This window comes from Moraxella catarrhalis (genome assembly GCF_001656295.1).
Lineage (GTDB): Bacteria > Pseudomonadota > Gammaproteobacteria > Pseudomonadales > Moraxellaceae > Moraxella > Moraxella veridica.
Map to the genome: position 1 here is coordinate 58,835 of NZ_LXHE01000002.1, position 17,113 is coordinate 75,947.

Consider the following 17,113-nt stretch of genomic DNA (forward strand, 5'->3'; position numbering starts at 1 on the left):
TTTGGTCTTACTTTTTTATCTGCTATTTTGTACGCCACTTGTCGTAAGTGTTGTCATCATAGTGTGATACTTTACTTATACTTATATTTACCAAAAACAATCAATAAAACCAAACATACTATAAATACATTCTTTCACTTTGAATGTGTTTATTTTTTGGTTATTTTTTAATAAACGATTTAAATCAACTTGTATCAACTCAACTTAAGGACGCAATATGTTCAAAAAAACATTTTTGACAGCGATTGTTGCATCAACTTTGATGCTTTCTGCTTGCCAGTCAACTAAGCCTGTCACTTCTGCCCCTGCTGTCGTACCAACATGGACAAAATCAGCTTCTGCAGATGATGGTTTATTTAATCCGCAGCTGTCTGATCGCACAGCCAATCTTATTTTTGTGCGTCCACAAATGAACAATCTACCCGATCCAAACACCAGCACCAATATCATCTTAAACGATCGTTTTTTGGTCAGCTTACAAGACAATCATTATAGCCAAGCTATCGTTTGTGCTGGCGATGTGGCATTGTCTGCTGTCGCAACCTCACTTAAAATCAACCAACCATCTCAGACGGCTCAAATTAATATTGCACCTGGTCAAACCCAAGTATTTGCGGTTATCACCGATAGTAAAGGTACGCCAGTTTTTGCTGAGCTTAGCGAGCAGGATATGGCACATGCCTTAAATGGTACTTTCCGCCAATCACACCAAATCAGCCGTTTTTATGTCAATGAAAATGACTGTCCGCCGCCTGTACAAGAACCAGTTGTCGCTGTGCCTGTGCCTGTGCCTGTACCTAAGCCAGTAACACCACCACCTGCACCAGCACCAGAGCCTGAAGCTGAATACTATGTTGAAACTCGTCCAAATCTACGACTAAATATCTTATTTGATTTTGATAAGTCAAACATTAAGCCTCAATATCAAGGTGAAATCACCAAGGCTGCTGAATTTTTAGCCCAATATCCTGATGCACAAGCCATTATCGAAGGTCATACCGATTCTCGTGGTGCAGAAAACTATAATCAAAAGTTATCAGAACGCCGTGCCGATGCTGTTAAGCGTGCATTAATTGCTAAACATGGTATCAATCCAAACCGCATCAGCTCTCAAGGTTTTGGCGAATCTCGTCCTGTTGCTACCAATGATACCGATGAAGGGCGACAACAAAATCGCCGTGTTATCTTGGTAATTCCAAACGGACAATAAATTTTTAACAAATTTTCAAAGCTTTATACCAAGTTGAACCGATGAAAGACAATCAATGTGTTTATAGTTAAACCAGCTCATCTTGGTAAAAATCTAAAACAAAGGTATTATTATGTCAAATATCGTCTTAAAAACACACTCAACCACTAAAACTGTTGGTCAAATTGCCTTAACTCAAGGCGTTGCTACCAAAGTTAAAGCCCAAAAAGGCGTTAATTATGAACTTGTTGATCAACAAACAGGACGCGCCCCTGACCATATCATTACCAAGCGTGTAGGTAAGGACCTTCATATCAGCTTAGATAAAGATGGTCAATCTGATGATTTGATTATTGAAGATTATTATGACCATGGCGATGCTGCCTTGATTGGTCTGGCTGAAGATGGTCAATATTACTATTACATCCCAGATACAGGTGAGGCGGTAGACTATGTAACCCAGCTTGTCACTGGCGATGTTGAAGGTCAGGCATTAGGCGGTGGTGCTGTCTCAACACCATGGTGGATTGGTGCGACCGAAACCAAAGCAGCCATCTGGCCTTGGCTGACTGGTGGTCTACTTGCCGCAGGTGCTGTTGGTATTGTTGCTGCAAGCGTAGATGGTGTTGCTGATTCTCTTGAAAAAGACACCACCTTCACTCCAAAAACTGGTGCTAATGACATCACCATCACTGTGGCAGGCGATGATGTGGTCAATAAAGCTGAAGCAGACAAAGCGACTGTTCCTGTTGCTGTGAAAGTTGCACCAAAAGATGGTGAAACTGTTACAGGTGTTAAAGTTACCATCAATAACAAAGAATACCCAGCAGAAAAAGCAGCTAACGGTGATTATGTTGCCCAAGTTACGCCTGCTGACATCAAAGCCGATCAAGACAAACACGCTGATGCCAAAGTTACCCTAAGTAAAGATGGCAAAACAGGTACTGTCACAGACAAAGAAGCCTACACAGTTGATACTGATGCACCAAAAGTCAAAGGTACTCCAGCGGTTGATGGTGCAGGTACCACATTAACTGTAACATTTGATGAACCGCTAGATGCTGCTAACCCACCAGCCAAAGAAAACTTCAAAGTCAAAGTGGGTGACAAAACAGTCACACCAACAAATGTAACTGTTGAAGGCGATAAAGTTAAATTAACTCTGCCTGAGCCAGCCAAACAAGGTGACACTGTCAAAGTCAGCTACAACGATCCAAGTACTGCTAACGATCCTAAAGCAGTTCAAGATAAAGCAGGTAATGACGCTGCCAGCTTTACTGATACTGATGTGACTAATGGCTCTAAAGTAGCACCAGCAGACACCACACCACCAACTGCAAGCATTAGTGTCACTGGTGATAAAGGCAAGACAACTGTTGCAGCTCCTAATGATAAAACAATAGAAGCTGCTGCCACGACTGAGGATGATAACCCTAATACAGGGCTGACTTATACAGTCACATTGGATAAGCCAGCGGACTCTGAAAAGAAAGTTAAGGTTAAACTATCAGGGGCAGCCGACGCTGATGACATTCAGAACATCACAGGGGTAGGTGGTGCTACGGTTACCCACAATAAAACTGATAACACTGTGACAGTAACCATTCCAAAGGGCGAGAGCAGTGCTGGTTTCTTGCTAAACCCCAAACTAGAACCCCTCAACAACAACCAGTACAATTACGGAGGTCAAGAGTCCGTTGTTGCAACTGTACAGCAAGGTGCAGGCTATAAAGTTGATGGTAACAAAGGCAGTGCGACAGGTATTATCTTAGATGGTCATCCTGTGGCATTACGACAGCTGGACGGCGACCTTACCTTATACTACGGATTACAAAAGGATCTTGCCGCAACTGATAAAGATCATAGTCATACTGTGGCGGTAGATACACATGATAACCCTGTGCAATCCCCCATCTTGATGACCGATTTTGCCGATCGCTTATATGTTGGCTATTTCTCTGATGGCACGCCAACAAAATTCAATGGCAATATCGCAAACTCTCAGGATTATGGTCCAGCAAATGCTACCACAGACAATAAACCTTCCATCACTACGGTTGATATGGGGGCTGGTAATGACCTCTTATGGGTGCGTGGTGACCAACTGCAAGCAACACGTGTGTATTTGGGTGAGGGCAATGACACCTATACATTAGGTGGTAGAATTTTCTCATCCCTGAACGAACCTCAAACTTCAGCAAACATCTTTGCAGAAGCAGGTAATGACACGGTGGAAATCGGTGGTGCTGTTTCACAAGCCAACATCTATATGGGCAGCGGTAGCGACATCCTAACCATCAAAGGTAACTTAGCTTTTACAAATGTCATTGACATGGGCAGTGGTCAGGGTATTGACACAGATCTTTATCAACCAACCTATAAAGCCAACGGCAAAAGTTTGGGCAATGATAATAACACCGATAAGCCATCAGATGTAAACCATCTAAATATCGAAGGTAGTATCAGTGGCAATACAACCATTTTGGGTGGTGCTGGTAAAGACCATGTTAATCTAAAAACTGGCAATCATTCGCTGTCTCTAAGCCAGCTGACAGATGTTGATGTCATTAACCTAAATGGTACAGGCAAAAACACCCTAAAAGATGTTAATGTCGCTAATGTCGCCAAAAACCAAAACTTGTATATTCAGGGTGGTAGTGATGACACCGTGGATATCGGTCATTCAGGACCCATCAAAAAATATGGCGAGTCACCAAGAGATCCTAGCCCATGGGAAGTCACTTCTACTGAAAAAGTAGATGGGCATACCTATGATGTTTGGACTCATGATAATGGTAATGGCGGTGTCAGCACAGTCTATATCGAGCAGGGCATCAACGTCATCTAATGTTATCTTAAAACAACCGCCAAAACGCTCCCAAGTTGGGGGCGTTTTTATTTTATTTTTTTATCTCTTATGCAGAGTGGTGTATTTGTCGTATCATCTATCTAAGACCCATAACCATTTGCTAAAAATGTTTTGATAAATTTACTGAATTTAAGAGAAAAATTTGTTATGATGGCAGTTTTTATAGTGATGTTTAGAAAATAGAACCATGAGCGCATTACGCCAGACCCAATCGCAGTTACAGCTTTATGATACCCTAAGTGCCAGCAAGCGCCCATTTAAGCCGATTGAAGCGGGTAAAATAGGCATCTATGTCTGCGGCATGACGGTCTATGACTACTGCCACATGGGTCATGCCCGCGTGATGGTGGGGTTTGATGTGATTGTGCGTTGGCTAAGAGCGATTGGCTTTGATGTCAATTATGTGCGTAATATCACTGATATTGACGATAAAATTATTCACCGAGCCAATGAAAATGGCGAAACCATCACTGATCTGACCGACCGGTTTATCGCTGCGATGTGGCAAGACGAAAAATCGCTCGGCTGCCAATCGCCTAACATGGAGCCGCGCGCTACCGAGCATATCGAAAATATGCAAGATCTTATTCATGGTCTGATGAATAAAGACTTGGCGTACCAAGGCAATGGCGGCGATGTGTATTATGCTGTCGATAAATTTCCCGACTATGGCAAATTATCAAAGCGTAAACTCGATGACATGCAAGCTGGCGCATCAGAGCGCGTCAGTGCAGCAGACGATAAGCAAAATCCATTTGATTTCGTGCTGTGGAAAGCAGCCAAGCCGTCCGAACCACATTGGCAATCGCCGTGGGGACTGGGTCGCCCAGGTTGGCACATTGAGTGTAGTGCGATGAGTACTTGCTGTTTGGGTGAAACTTTTGACATTCATGGCGGGGGGCATGATTTGCAATTTCCGCATCATGAAAACGAAATCGCCCAATCCGAAGGCGTCAGCGGAAAAACCTATGCCAATCATTGGATGCATATGGGGTTTATTAATATTGATGGCGAAAAAATGAGCAAGTCTTTGGGTAATTTTTTCACCATTCGCGAAGTGGTGGATAAATTTCACCCTGAAACGGTGCGCTTTTTCTTATTATCCAGCCACTATCGCAGCCCAGTGAATTTTTCTGATACCGCACTCAAAGAAAGCCATACGGCGCTGTCACGCATTTATCAATCGCTAAAATCCGCTGAAAACTTCGGCTCAATCTCAATCACACCAAGCGCTTGGGAGAGTCAGGCAGGTCAAGAATTCGCCAAAGCGATGAATGATGACTTTAATACCCCAAAAGCGGTGAGCGTACTTTTTGGCATCGTGGCGGAGATCAATCGAGCAATAAAAGCAGGCGAGCACCAAAAAGCAGTCCAAGAAGCCGCCATTCTAAAGGCACTGTCTTCGGTGCTGAATATCGCCCAATCATCGCCTAATGAGTTTTTGCAAGCCAATATTGGCAATAAGCCTGATGGCTTAAGTGATGCCGAGATTGCCAATAAAATCGCCCAAAGACAACAAGCCAAAGCTCAAAAAAACTTTGCCAAGGCAGATGCGATCCGTGATGAGCTAAAATCGCAAGGCATTGAGCTTGAAGACAGCCGAGCTGGCACGACTTGGCGACGGGTATAAGGCATAAGCTTTTTAAAGATTAATTTGTACCATGAGATTTAATGGGCCGTTTACCAAATTACCCTTGTAATTATGCTAAAAACACCCATAATACAGGCTGATTTTATAATATGAGAACGCTCTTATGAAAATGATGATGTTGTCGCTGATGGTTTTGGGTTTGGTCGTGGCATCAAATGCGTATGCTGATATTGAAAAAATATACGCCCAAAGCTGTGCAACTTGTCATGATAGCGGTACTTTTAATGCACCCAAAAAAGGTGATGTTGCCACATGGCATCGCCTAAATCAGCAGAAGGGTCAAGAGGCATTGATCAAATCCACTCGTCAAGGCATGCCGCAGATGCCTGCCATGGGGCTGTGCCAAAATTGTACAGACAAAGACTTTGCTGAGCTGATTGAATACATGAGCAAATAGAGCAAAGGGTGATAATCAATCTGCTTGGCTGCCCCTAAATGTTCATCCATCTGCTGATTTTGTCAATAAAATCACGATTATTTGAAAAAAATGTTACCAAAACCACAATTTTTGTAGGAAAATTTAGCTAACTCTTGCTATAATAATAAAAGTTACTCAGATGAATTGCCATAAGTAGTTTTTTGAATTATAAATGATGGGCTAAATGAACCAAGATTTAGCCACAATATCACCCAAGACTTAGCCAAGTTAGTAGGAAATTATTATGAAACCTGCCAAAAAAGCAACTTTAGCCAAACTCGCTCTAGCCTCAGGAATTGGTCTTGCCAGTTTTTCAGCGTATGCTGCTGTCACTGTCCCGACATATGACATTGAAGCAGGCAAAGCCATCGTTGAAGCCAACTGTGCTGCCTGTCATGGTCTTGATGGTATGAGTCCTGTGCCTACTCAGCCAAACCTTGGTGGTCAAAATATCAAGTATCTTTATAAGCAGTTGGTTGATTTTAAGACCAAAGCACGCCGTAATGGTATTATGGAAGCTCAGCTGGCTGGATTGACTCAGCAGGATTTGGCAAATTTGGCAGGTTATTATGCCAGCAGAACCCCTTGGACACCAGGCTATGGCAATAAAGCAACAGTTGCCGAAGCAACCAAACTATACTTAGGTGGTGATAAAACTCGTGGCGTTATTCCGTGTTCAGGTTGTCATGATCCCAAAGGTGCAGGTAATGCGTACGCAGGCTTTCCTCGCTTAGGTGGTCAGCACGCTGCCTATTTGGCAACACAATTAAAACTGTTCCGTGCCGCAGGTCGTGAAGATGATGTTTCATCAGATACAGAATTGCGTACCAACGATTCTGCCAAGGCAGGTGATAAAGGCATGATGCAGATGGTGGCATCACGGTTATCAGATCGTGATATTAAGATTTTATCTGAATATTTATCAGCACTTCACTGATACACTAAGCGGCGATATACATCAAGCCGCTTAAGCCTTAAGCATGATGCTTAAAATACAAACATCATAATAACGATACGATAGCCATCAACAGTTAGTGTTAGATATATACTTTTAGATTTGATGGTTGGCATAAACAAATGTATCAGAAAATTTATTATTTCATTAAAAAGCTCCCAAAAAGGGAGTTTTTTAATGTATGGCAGCTTTAGGGCTTTATTGGTTTTTGTGTTAAAATATGCCAAATCTTTATCATGGTATCAAATATGCTTCATCGATATACGGTCTTTTTTGTGGCGTGTGCTTTGCCTTTGATGTTCATTGGTCAAGTTGCACCAAATATGGCACGAGAATTGGATTTTTGGCTGCTTTGGGTAGCAGCGATGGTTTTGGTTGGTTTACCTGTCTTATTTGCCGAATTTGCATTGTCGGCTCGTTCAGGTGATATGCCGTGGCAGGGTATGCAAAAACTGACTCGTGAAGCAGATGCAGGCTTAGTTTGGCGAGGTTTTGCACTACTGTCTGTCGTTATCTCAATATTAATCGCAGCCAATCTCTCAGGGCAGATTGCCATGAGAGCTTATGTACACTTTGGTTCGGTGTTGCAGCAGTCAGGCATCCCTATATTTGGTATGGCAGCAGGCTTGATGGTCATTGCATTGATATTAAGCTTATTAAAAAGTCGCCTACTGATGGTGGGCGTCTTGTTGATTTTATTGGGTTCGCTGTTATCGTTATATGACAGTGCGGTGAGCGTTCCTGTCATGACCGAGGTTGGACTGCTTGAGTGGTCTCGTGCGGTCATACTGGCACTTTTGTGCGTTGGTATTGGTACAGGTTTATACTGGTTTGGGGGTATGGCGACCGCACCAAGTTTGATGACTGCCAAAAAATCTTTGGCAGGCTATATTTTGCCTGTCTGGCTCACTCAGCTCATCTTTGGTTCAATTGCAATCTTAGCAGGCTCAGCTTTGGTAGGCGTGGCGTCATTTGTCGTTACCAGCCTAGGTATGTTATTGGTTGCGGCATTTTTATTATATTATGCGTACACACAGCTTAGTACACGCTTTGGTATACTGATGGCGGTGGCGATGGTATTATTATTGGCGATTGTGTTTAGTGTTATTCCTGCTAATATTTTATTAATCATCATTATCTGTCTAAGCTTGGTGGCGGTTTTGATGTTGTCTATTTTTTCAGGATTTGTGATGAAAATTAGCCATTTAAGAAAAACGCTGAATATGAGTAGTGAGCTTCGATATAATACTTGGCGTGTTTTTGTACGCATTATTGTGCCTATTGCCATTATTGTAGCAATCATCGGTTTGGTGCTTGAATGGATTGTTTAGAGCAATGTATGACCATCGCCATCAGCCATGTTGCGTCCTCAGGTAAGCAGTATTATAGCGAACTTAGCCTACCGATGGGTACAACCATCTATGAAGCATTGACGCTTGTGCCTTGGGTGCATGGCGAAGAGTTTGAAGATTTTTGGCATTGGGTACAAAATAATTTGGACAATGGCCCAAATCATAAGTCTTGGTATGTGGGTATTTTTAGCCAAAAAAAACGCCTTGATACCATACTTTTGGCAGGCGATCGCATAGAAATTTACCGACCCTTGACCATTGACCCAATGGCTAAGCGAAAGGCACTTTCAAAAAAATAGCCAACAAAACCATCAGTTTGATGGGTATTAATCTTAAAGTTTTACCTTACAGTTCTATATTAATAAAATGCAGCCAACAATTTTGGCTGCATTTTATTAATGGTGGTACCTATCTTAGATGAGATTACATCAAAGCAGGTGAGTTGGTACGGCAATTTAGCGTATATTCTTGACCTGTTTCACCAAGGATGACTGATAATAAAGCTTCAGAGCGTTGGGCATGCCAATCATATACACTGTTTGGATTGGTGTCATTAATAAAACGCATACCTGACCCTCTTGTGGCTGGACGCATCACGATCTCTTGGTTGTGTAGGTGCCAAGTTGGCGCACTGACGGTCAATACTGCACGGTCATTTTCTGGTTGATAGTTTGCCACAACTTTGGCGCCTTCATCACATTGATAAACCGCTGTGATGTCTTGTCCATAAACGCCATGTTGGTGATGAGTGCCATGATGATGAGCACCATGATGAGTACCAGCTGTTGGCACAACAACAACGCCTGCTTGATTGGCTGGTACGCTGACGGTTGACGGTGTTGTACAACCTGTGATTGCCATCATAACAGCAGCAGAACTCAAAAGTAATTTTTTCATAAGTCATCCTTTTATTGATAAAAAGCCAGAATTGGTAAATTCATTATAGGTCAAATCATGATGAGCTGAGTGATTTTTGATGGCTAATCTGTGATAGTCATGTGAAAAATGTTGCTTAACTCTTTCTTTTATTGGCTGATAGTTGCTTTGGTGTTTGTTATGTGACAAGATTTCGACACATCACCAAACCAAGCTTAGATATGTGGGGCTTGGTTTGGTGATTTTGGTTGTTAAAGCGTACCTGATTTTGAACAATTTACAACAGCTTTACTGTTTAAGACAGCTTTACTGTTTAAATAGGTATTTTTTATCATAACTACCAAAGATAAACATGCCTTATTATCCAAATGGCTTAAGCCTGAGTGTCGTGTTGTGCGGGAATAAACCCTTCGCCTGTATCTTTGGCAAGGACGGGATGGTCAGCATTTGGAATATTGCCTCGTAAAATCACATAACCAATCACGCCTGAGATGATTGAGCCTAAAATAATCCCTAAGCGTGGATCAAAATCCTTAGGAGCATCGCCAAACGCTAGACCTGAGATGAATAAACTCATCGTAAAACCAATGCCACACAGCAAAGACACCCCATACAGTTGCTTGATGGTTGTGTCTTTTGGTAGGGATGCCAGCCCAAACTTCAAACATAAAAAGACCGCCGCCATCACACCGATTTGCTTACCAATAAATAATCCTGCGGCGATACCAAGTGGGACTGAATGTAATAAACTGTCAATGCCTGTTCCTACCAATCCAATGCCTGCGTTAGCAAAAGCAAATAAAGGCAACACGCCAAAAGCGACGGTATTGTGTAAATCGTGTTCAAGCTCTTCTAGAGGTGAATGCTCAGGGTCGCTTTTATCACGCAAGGGGATAAAAAATGCCAGCAAAACCCCTGCCAAAGTAGCATGAACGCCTGATTTTAAAAATGCTGCCCACATGACCAGACCAATCAATAAATATGGTGTCAGTCGCACAACATTCATTTTATTTAAGATGAATAAAAATGGAAAACAAACCCCAGCCACCGCCAAAGATGATAAAGATAAATCACTGGTATAAAACAAAGCAATGATGACAATTGCACCAAGGTCATCAAAAATGGCGATAGAGACCAAAAAGACTTTTAAAGCATTTGGGACACGATTGCCCAATAAGCTTAATACCCCCAAGGCAAAAGCAATATCGGTAGCGGCAGGAATCGCCCAGCCTGCCAACTGTTCAGGATTACTCTGATTAAACGCAGCATAAATTAACGCTGGCATCACCATACCGCCAACCGCTGCCAAGGCAGGCATTAAAATTTGTTTAACATCAGACAGCTCACCAATTAAGGCTTCTCTTTTTAGCTCAAGTCCAACCAAAAAGAAAAATATTGCCATCAAACCGTCATTAATCCAATGATGGGCATCTTTGGCAATTTGAAATGTGCCTATTTGAACCACAACAGGCGCATGAATAAAGGCATGGTACATCTCGTCAAGCGGTGAATTGGCAATAATCATCGCCAGTAAAGCTGCCGCTGCCAGTACAATACCGCCTGCAGCTTCAAGCTCTAAAAATCGTTTGAATTGTGCAAACATAAACTTCCCAACTTAGGTGCGTTCAGCTAACAGGCGTTACAAAATCAGTTAACCAGTTAGGATAATTTGATTTTTTGTTAGCTGATGGCAAAATTGATAAATTAGATTAATTTGGGATTAACTTTATCATAAAAATATGGTGATGATAAAGGCTTGATTACAAAACTTTAGCGAATTTATTTCAAAAATACCAAATTCACTCAGGCAAAATAATTCTGAAAGATCAAATGCGTCATGTATAATAGCTTAGCTGTCAACATGGGCGGATATTAAGGGTGGGTATGGATTTAGGCTTTGAGATTTTGGCGCTGTTATTTGCGGTGGCACTTGTGGCAGGCTTTGTGGATGCGATGGCGGGCGGTGGCGGGCTATTGACGATTCCTGCGCTTTTGTTGGCAGGTGTACCGCCTGTGGCAACGCTTGCGACAAATAAACTTCAAGCTTCGGCAGGGTCTTTTTCTGCTTCTTTAACCATGATAAAAAAGGGCATCATCCATCCTTCACAGATCAAAGGCGCGATACTGATGGCATTCATTGGCTCTACGCTTGGGACGCTTTTGGTGCAACTATCACCGCCTGAGATGCTCAAAGTCGTCATTCCTTTTTTGGTGGCAGGCGTTGGGATTTATACTTTATTTGCGCCAAATTTGGGTGAAATTGAGCGCGCGCCCAAAATCAGTCATCGCACTTGGCAAAAAACTACCGTTCCGCTTGTTGGGTTTTATGATGGCTACTTAGGACCAGGCACAGGCACATTTTTTGCACTATCCAATGTCGCTTTGCGCGGGATGAATTTGATCAAAGCCACGGCAGTTGCCAAGCTTTTAAACTTTTCGACCAATATTGCCAGCTTGTTATTTTTTATGCTGGGCGGTCATGTGTTGTGGAAAGTGGGATTTGTGATGATGGCAGGGCAGATCATCGGTGCGATTGCAGGCAGTCAAATGGTGGTGAAAGGCGGCGCAAAATTTATCAGACCCGTCATTGTGCTGATGTGCTTTGCCATGGTGTGTCGGTATTTGTTTTGGTAGCATCTTGGATTGTGGGTGATGATAAGGGCGTTATGGTGTATAATGCCAATTTATTTATCAGATGAAAATTATGAACAGATTACCAAATATTTTATTGGCTGTGACAGGGGGTATTGCCGCCTATAAGTCTGCCATGCTTGCTCGCCTGCTGATTAAATCAGGCTGTCAGGTGCGTGTTATGATGACGGCAGGGGCATGTGAATTTATCACGCCTTTGACATTTCAAGCCTTGACAGGGCAGGCGGCGCACACTGAGCTGCTTGATGAGACCGCCGAGCTTGGTATGGGGCATATTGAGCTTGCAAAATGGGCGGATTTGGTGGTGGTTGCACCTGCTTCTGCCAATACGATCGCCAAGCTTGCTGGTGGTTTCGCGGATAATCTGGTGACGACAGTTTGTGTGGCAACAAGCGCGCCAATCATAATCGCACCTGCCATGAATCAGCAGATGTGGGCGAATGCGATCGTCCAAGATAATCTTAAAAAACTACGCCAATTTGGTCATCATGTGATCAGTCCTGACAGCGGCGAGCAGGCATGTGGTGATGTTGGCGCAGGTCGCTTGCCTGAGCCTGAAGATCTGTGTGAGCGGATTTTGGCTTTTTATGCGCGTCGCCAAATTCCCCAGTTGCTTCTTGGTAAGACGGTCGTAATCACCGCTGGCTCCACGATTGAGCCGATAGATCCGGTGCGCTTTTTATCCAATCACTCTACCGGCAAGATGGGCTATGCTTTGGCGAGTGCTTGCCGGGACGCTGGGGCGGATGTTATTTTGGTGTCGGGCAAGCGCGTCGTTTTACAGACACCCTACGGTGTCAAAAAAATGACCGTAGGCACCGCAGATGAGATGCTGCAGACGTGCTTAAGTATGTGTCAAAGAGCGGATGTTTTCATCGCGACGGCGGCGGTGGCTGATTTTAAGATGGCATCTGTCGCCACGCATAAAATTAAAAAAACTCAAGGTCAAGAAAGCATGACGCTTGAACTGGTGAAAAATCCAGATATTCTGGCAACCATTTGCAGTGCTTATCCCAATCTTTTGGCTGTTGGCTTTGCTGCTGAGACTCAAGACACCGAAAATTACGCCAAAGCCAAGCTTGCCGCCAAGCGTTTGGATATGATTGCGGTGAATGATGTGTCGGATCGATCGATTGGCTTTGGTAGTGATGATAATGCCATGACGGTATTTTTTGCTGAGCAATATGATGAGCCACCAGTTGATTTGCCCAAAACCAGCAAAGCCAACATTGCCGAGCAGTTGGTCAGGTGTATCGCAAAGATCATTGATGAAAAATCTCTTTAAGATAATTTGAGATATTTGTCAATCAAAAAATGTGAAAAACAGTTCATAAAAAAAGATTGTCAATCTGCGCTTAGCTTTGTACTGTACTGCTTTGCTGTATTCAAAATTCAAAATCATAAATAGGGGGTTATCTATGACTAATTATTCGGGGTTTGTGACGCCAGCGGATCGTGCTTGGCAGGCAACCTATCAAAAAAACAATTTGGACATTCAATTAAAGATGCCAGAAGGCGTCAATTCTTTGCTAGATTTTTTTGATGTAAATTTTCAAGCCAATCGTGGACAGCGTGCAATTACTTTTATGGGTGTGCACATCGGCTATGATGAACTTGATCAGGTGAGCCAAAATATCGCTGGATATCTACAATCTTTGGGCTTGGAGCAAGGTGATAAAGTGGCAGTTATGATGCCAAATACGCCGCAGTATTTGGCGGTGATGATGGGCATTGTTCGTGCAGGATATGTGCTTGTCAATGTCAATCCTTTGTATACCGCGCATGAGCTTGAGCATCAGCTCAATGACTCGGAAGCCAAAGTGTTATTTATTGTAGAAAATTTTGCCCATACTTTTGAAAAAGTGGTTAATAAAGGTCAAGTTCAGCAAGTGATCACCACGGGCATTGGCGATATGATGCGTCTAAAAGGCATAGTGATTAATACTGTCGTGCGTCACATCAAAAAAATGGTGCCAAATTATTGTATCCCAAATAAGGTCAGCTTTAAGGATATTTTAAAAGGTAATTACTCATATACCAAGCCGACGGTCAATTTGGATGATGTGGTTATTTTGCAGTACACAGGCGGCACGACAGGCGTGGCAAAGGGCGCCATGCTCACGCACGGTAATTTGATCGCCAATGTCGAGCAATGCATGACCTATGTCAAATCAGGCTTTGAAAAATCCCATCAGCATGGCGAATATATGGCGGTAGCGTTACCTTTGTATCATATTTTTTCATTTATGGTAACGATGCTTGGCATGAAAATGGGCTTTGCACTTTTGTTGATTCCCAATGCACGAGACTTAGATGATCTAACTAAGCAATTTGGCAAATATCGCCCTCAGTTCTTCCCTGCGGTGAATACATTATTTAATGCATTGGCACATCATGATGGTTTTAAAGCATTAGATCATAGCAATCTTAAGGTATCATTGGGTGGCGGTATGTCGGTATTGCCAAGCACAGCTGATGCTTGGGAAAAAATCACCGGCAATTATATCATTGAAGGTTACGGCTTGTCTGAGACATCACCGGTGCTGACTTTCAACCCTTTGGGCAGTTATACAGGTAAAATTGGCATTCCTTTTCCTTCAACAGACATTCTTTTGTTGGACGATGATGGTAATAAAGTTACGCAAGGTGAGTCAGGCGAGATCGCTGCCAAGGGTCCTCAAGTCATGAAAGGCTATTGGAAGCAGCCTGAAGAAACTGCCAAAGCGATGACAGAAGATGGTTATTTTAGAACTGGTGATATTGGTGTTATGGACGAAAACGGTTACTTTAAAATCGTCGATCGCAAAAAAGACATGATTTTAGTTTCAGGATTTAATGTCTACCCTAATGAAGTTGAAGAAGTGATCGCAAGCCATTCGGGCGTTTTGGAGTGCGGTGTTATTGGCGTGCCTGATGAGCACAGCGGTGAAGTGGTGAAAGTCTTTATTGTCAAAAAAGATCCTGAATTGACCGAAAAAGACATCAGAATTTGGGCAAAACAAAATCTGACAGGCTATAAGCGCCCCAAAAAAATTGCTTTTGTGGATGAGCTACCTAAGTCTAATGTGGGTAAGATTTTAAGAAAAGAGCTAAGAAATCTATAAATGCATACTTAGCAAAATGACAGAGCATAAAGCGAGGAATTTCCTCGCTTTTTTATTTTAACGCCGCTTTGTCCATTTATCATGGCTGACCATTATTTGATCAATATACCATGATCGCACCCTTAAAAACTCTATAAAAATCTCCATTATTTGATTGAAATTTTTATAATATTTTTGCATAAAATGATATCGCAAAGTAAATTGTAACTTTTTGGTCACAGTTCTTGTCTAATTGGGTAACTTATGCTAGATTTACAACCATAGCGCACCATGCGCTATGCATCGCGCCCCTTTTGGCTTTTTGATGGATTTGTTTAATATAAGGAAATAAATGAACATGACCAATACAACCGAATTCACCATCTCAACTGATTCGCCTTGGTATAAAACCTATCAAGAACATGGTCTTGATTTTAACTTCAGTTTGCCTGACAATATTAATTCACTCATGGACATTTTTGATCAGGCATTTGCACGCTTCGGTAATCAAGTTGCTTTTACTTGCATGGATAAGTCTATCACCTATCGACAACTGGATAACTATAGTCGTCAAATGGCGGCATATTTGCAGTCGCTCGGCTTGGTCAAAGGTGATAAAGTCGCGGTCATGATGCCAAATATTTTGCAATATCCGATTGCGATGATTGCGATTGTGCGTGCTGGATTGACATTGGTGAATGTCAACCCTTTGTACACCTCGCATGAGCTTGAACATCAGCTCAATGACTCAGAAGCCAAAGCGTTATTTATTGTAGAAAATTTTGCTCATACTTTTGAAAAAGTGGTGAATAAAGGTCAAGTACGCCATGTGATTGTTGCATCTTTGGGCGATATGCTTGGCTTAAAGGGATTTTTGGTTAATGCAGTGGTACGCCATGTCAAAAAAATGGTGCCTGAGTGGAATATTCCTGGTCATGTTTCTTTTAAAGAGGCACTTAATAAAGTCCCGGCAGGTAGCTATAATCGCCCCAATTTGGCTTTGGATGATATTGCTGTATTGCAGTATACAGGCGGTACAACAGGCGTGGCAAAAGGTGCCATGCTGACACATCGTAATCTTGCTGTGAATGTTGAGCAGTGTGCGCCATTTCTTAGCTTAGCATTTTCTAAAGACAAGTTATCTGGTCAATATGTCGCAGTTGCCTTACCGCTTTACCATATTTTTTCATTCACAGCGTGTGGTTTGTTGGGGATGAAGATGGGTTTTAGTATGCTGCTGATCACCAACCCAAGAGATTTTCCAGCACTGTGTAAAGATTATGCCAAATATAAACCTGCGTTCTTCCCTGCGGTTAATACCTTGTTTAATGGTTTGGTGCATCATGAAGGATTTCGGTCACTTGACCATAGTAATTTAAAATTGTCATTAGGCGGTGGCATGTCAGTTTTATCCGATACTGCCAAAGCATGGGAGCGTTTGACGGGTAATTATATCATCGAAGGCTATGGTCTGTCTGAAACCTCGCCTGTTTTGACTCTAAATCCACCAGGTGGATACACAGGTAAGATTGGTTTTCCAGTTCCTGCCACCGACATTAAAATTTTGGATGATGATGGTAATGAAGTAGCAATGGGCGAGGCTGGTGAAATTTGTGCCAAAGGTCCTCAGGTGATGGTTGGCTATTGGAAGCGCCCCGATGAAACCGAAAAAGTTATGACCAAAGATGGGTTTTTTCGTACAGGCGATATTGGTGTGATGGATGATCGTGGCTTTATTAAAATTGTTGATCGCAAAAAAGATATGATTTTGGTGTCTGGCTTTAATGTCTACCCCAATGAGGTCGAAGATGTCATCACCGCCCATCCAAAAGTCATTGAGTGTGGTGTGATCGGCGTGCCTGATGATCACAGCGGTGAAGTGGTCAAGGTCTTTGTGGTCAAAAAAGATCCCTCCTTGACCGCCGACGAGGTGCGTGCTTGGGCAAAAGAAAACCTGACAGGCTATAAGCGCCCTAAATACATAGAGTTCATCAGTGAATTACCCAAATCTAATGTTGGTAAAATTTTGCGTAAAGAGCTCAGAAAACTTGAAGAAAGCAAATAATGC

Annotated in this window: 13 protein-coding genes; 11 read left to right on the top strand and 2 right to left on the bottom strand. The window is 42.6% G+C overall.

Annotation, left to right across the window (positions count from 1 at the left end; all coding sequences use genetic code 11):
- Window positions 1–217: 217 nt before the first annotated feature.
- The 7 genes from AO382_RS00375 to AO382_RS00405 all read left to right on the top strand — a co-directional run bounded on the left by AO382_RS00375 (window position 218) and on the right by AO382_RS00405 (window position 8,733).
- Window positions 218–1,210 (top strand): OmpA family protein, encoded by a 993-nt coding sequence (locus tag AO382_RS00375; protein ID WP_064617209.1) that lies wholly within the window; start codon window positions 218–220, stop codon window positions 1,208–1,210.
- Window positions 1,211–1,322: 112 nt separating this feature from the next.
- Window positions 1,323–4,037, top strand: a complete 2,715-nt coding sequence (locus AO382_RS00380) for a SwmB domain-containing protein (RefSeq protein ID WP_064617211.1) — start codon at window positions 1,323–1,325, stop codon at window positions 4,035–4,037.
- Between the two features lie 208 nt (window positions 4,038–4,245).
- Window positions 4,246–5,688, top strand: coding sequence for a cysteine--tRNA ligase (gene cysS / locus AO382_RS00385; RefSeq protein WP_064617212.1), 1,443 nt, complete (start codon window positions 4,246–4,248; stop codon window positions 5,686–5,688).
- 124 nt (window positions 5,689–5,812) lie between these two features.
- Window positions 5,813–6,106 carry a c-type cytochrome gene (locus tag AO382_RS00390; RefSeq protein ID WP_064617214.1) on the top strand — a complete coding sequence of 98 codons (294 nt, stop codon included), beginning with the start codon at window positions 5,813–5,815 and terminating at the stop codon, window positions 6,104–6,106.
- 265 nt (window positions 6,107–6,371) lie between these two features.
- Window positions 6,372–7,064 (top strand): c-type cytochrome, encoded by a 693-nt coding sequence (locus AO382_RS00395; RefSeq protein WP_064610877.1) that lies wholly within the window; start codon window positions 6,372–6,374, stop codon window positions 7,062–7,064.
- Window positions 7,065–7,330: 266 nt separating this feature from the next.
- Window positions 7,331–8,413, top strand: coding sequence for a hypothetical protein (locus AO382_RS00400; protein ID WP_064607422.1), 1,083 nt, complete (start codon window positions 7,331–7,333; stop codon window positions 8,411–8,413).
- The gene (locus tag AO382_RS00405; RefSeq protein ID WP_064617216.1) at window positions 8,401–8,733 is read left to right on the top strand and encodes an RnfH family protein; all 333 of its coding nucleotides are present in this window, start codon (window positions 8,401–8,403) and stop codon (window positions 8,731–8,733) included. The genes AO382_RS00400 and AO382_RS00405 overlap by 13 nt, the downstream gene beginning before the upstream one ends.
- A 124-nt stretch (window positions 8,734–8,857) precedes the next feature.
- On the opposite strand, the gene AO382_RS00410 is transcribed toward AO382_RS00405, so the two are convergent.
- Both AO382_RS00410 and nhaA read right to left on the bottom strand, forming a co-directional pair.
- Window positions 8,858–9,331, bottom strand: a complete 474-nt coding sequence (locus AO382_RS00410) for an MliC family protein (protein WP_064617218.1) — start codon at window positions 9,329–9,331, stop codon at window positions 8,858–8,860.
- A 352-nt stretch (window positions 9,332–9,683) separates the two neighbouring features.
- The gene (gene nhaA / locus AO382_RS00415; protein ID WP_064617220.1) at window positions 9,684–10,913 is read right to left on the bottom strand and encodes a Na+/H+ antiporter NhaA; all 1,230 of its coding nucleotides are present in this window, start codon (window positions 10,911–10,913) and stop codon (window positions 9,684–9,686) included.
- A gap of 281 nt (window positions 10,914–11,194) precedes the next feature.
- On the opposite strand from nhaA, the gene AO382_RS00420 reads away from it, so the two are divergent.
- From AO382_RS00420 to AO382_RS00435, 4 genes are all read left to right on the top strand, one after another.
- Window positions 11,195–11,944 (top strand): TSUP family transporter, encoded by a 750-nt coding sequence (locus AO382_RS00420; RefSeq protein ID WP_115346507.1) that lies wholly within the window; start codon window positions 11,195–11,197, stop codon window positions 11,942–11,944.
- Between the two features lie 70 nt (window positions 11,945–12,014).
- Window positions 12,015–13,247, top strand: a complete 1,233-nt coding sequence (gene coaBC / locus AO382_RS00425) for a bifunctional phosphopantothenoylcysteine decarboxylase/phosphopantothenate--cysteine ligase CoaBC (protein ID WP_258865240.1) — start codon at window positions 12,015–12,017, stop codon at window positions 13,245–13,247.
- 133 nt (window positions 13,248–13,380) lie between these two features.
- Window positions 13,381–15,066, top strand: a complete 1,686-nt coding sequence (locus AO382_RS00430; RefSeq protein WP_064617226.1) for an AMP-binding protein — start codon at window positions 13,381–13,383, stop codon at window positions 15,064–15,066.
- A gap of 337 nt (window positions 15,067–15,403) precedes the next feature.
- The gene (locus AO382_RS00435; protein ID WP_064617883.1) at window positions 15,404–17,110 is read left to right on the top strand and encodes an AMP-binding protein; all 1,707 of its coding nucleotides are present in this window, start codon (window positions 15,404–15,406) and stop codon (window positions 17,108–17,110) included.
- Window positions 17,111–17,113: the final 3 nt, after the last annotated feature.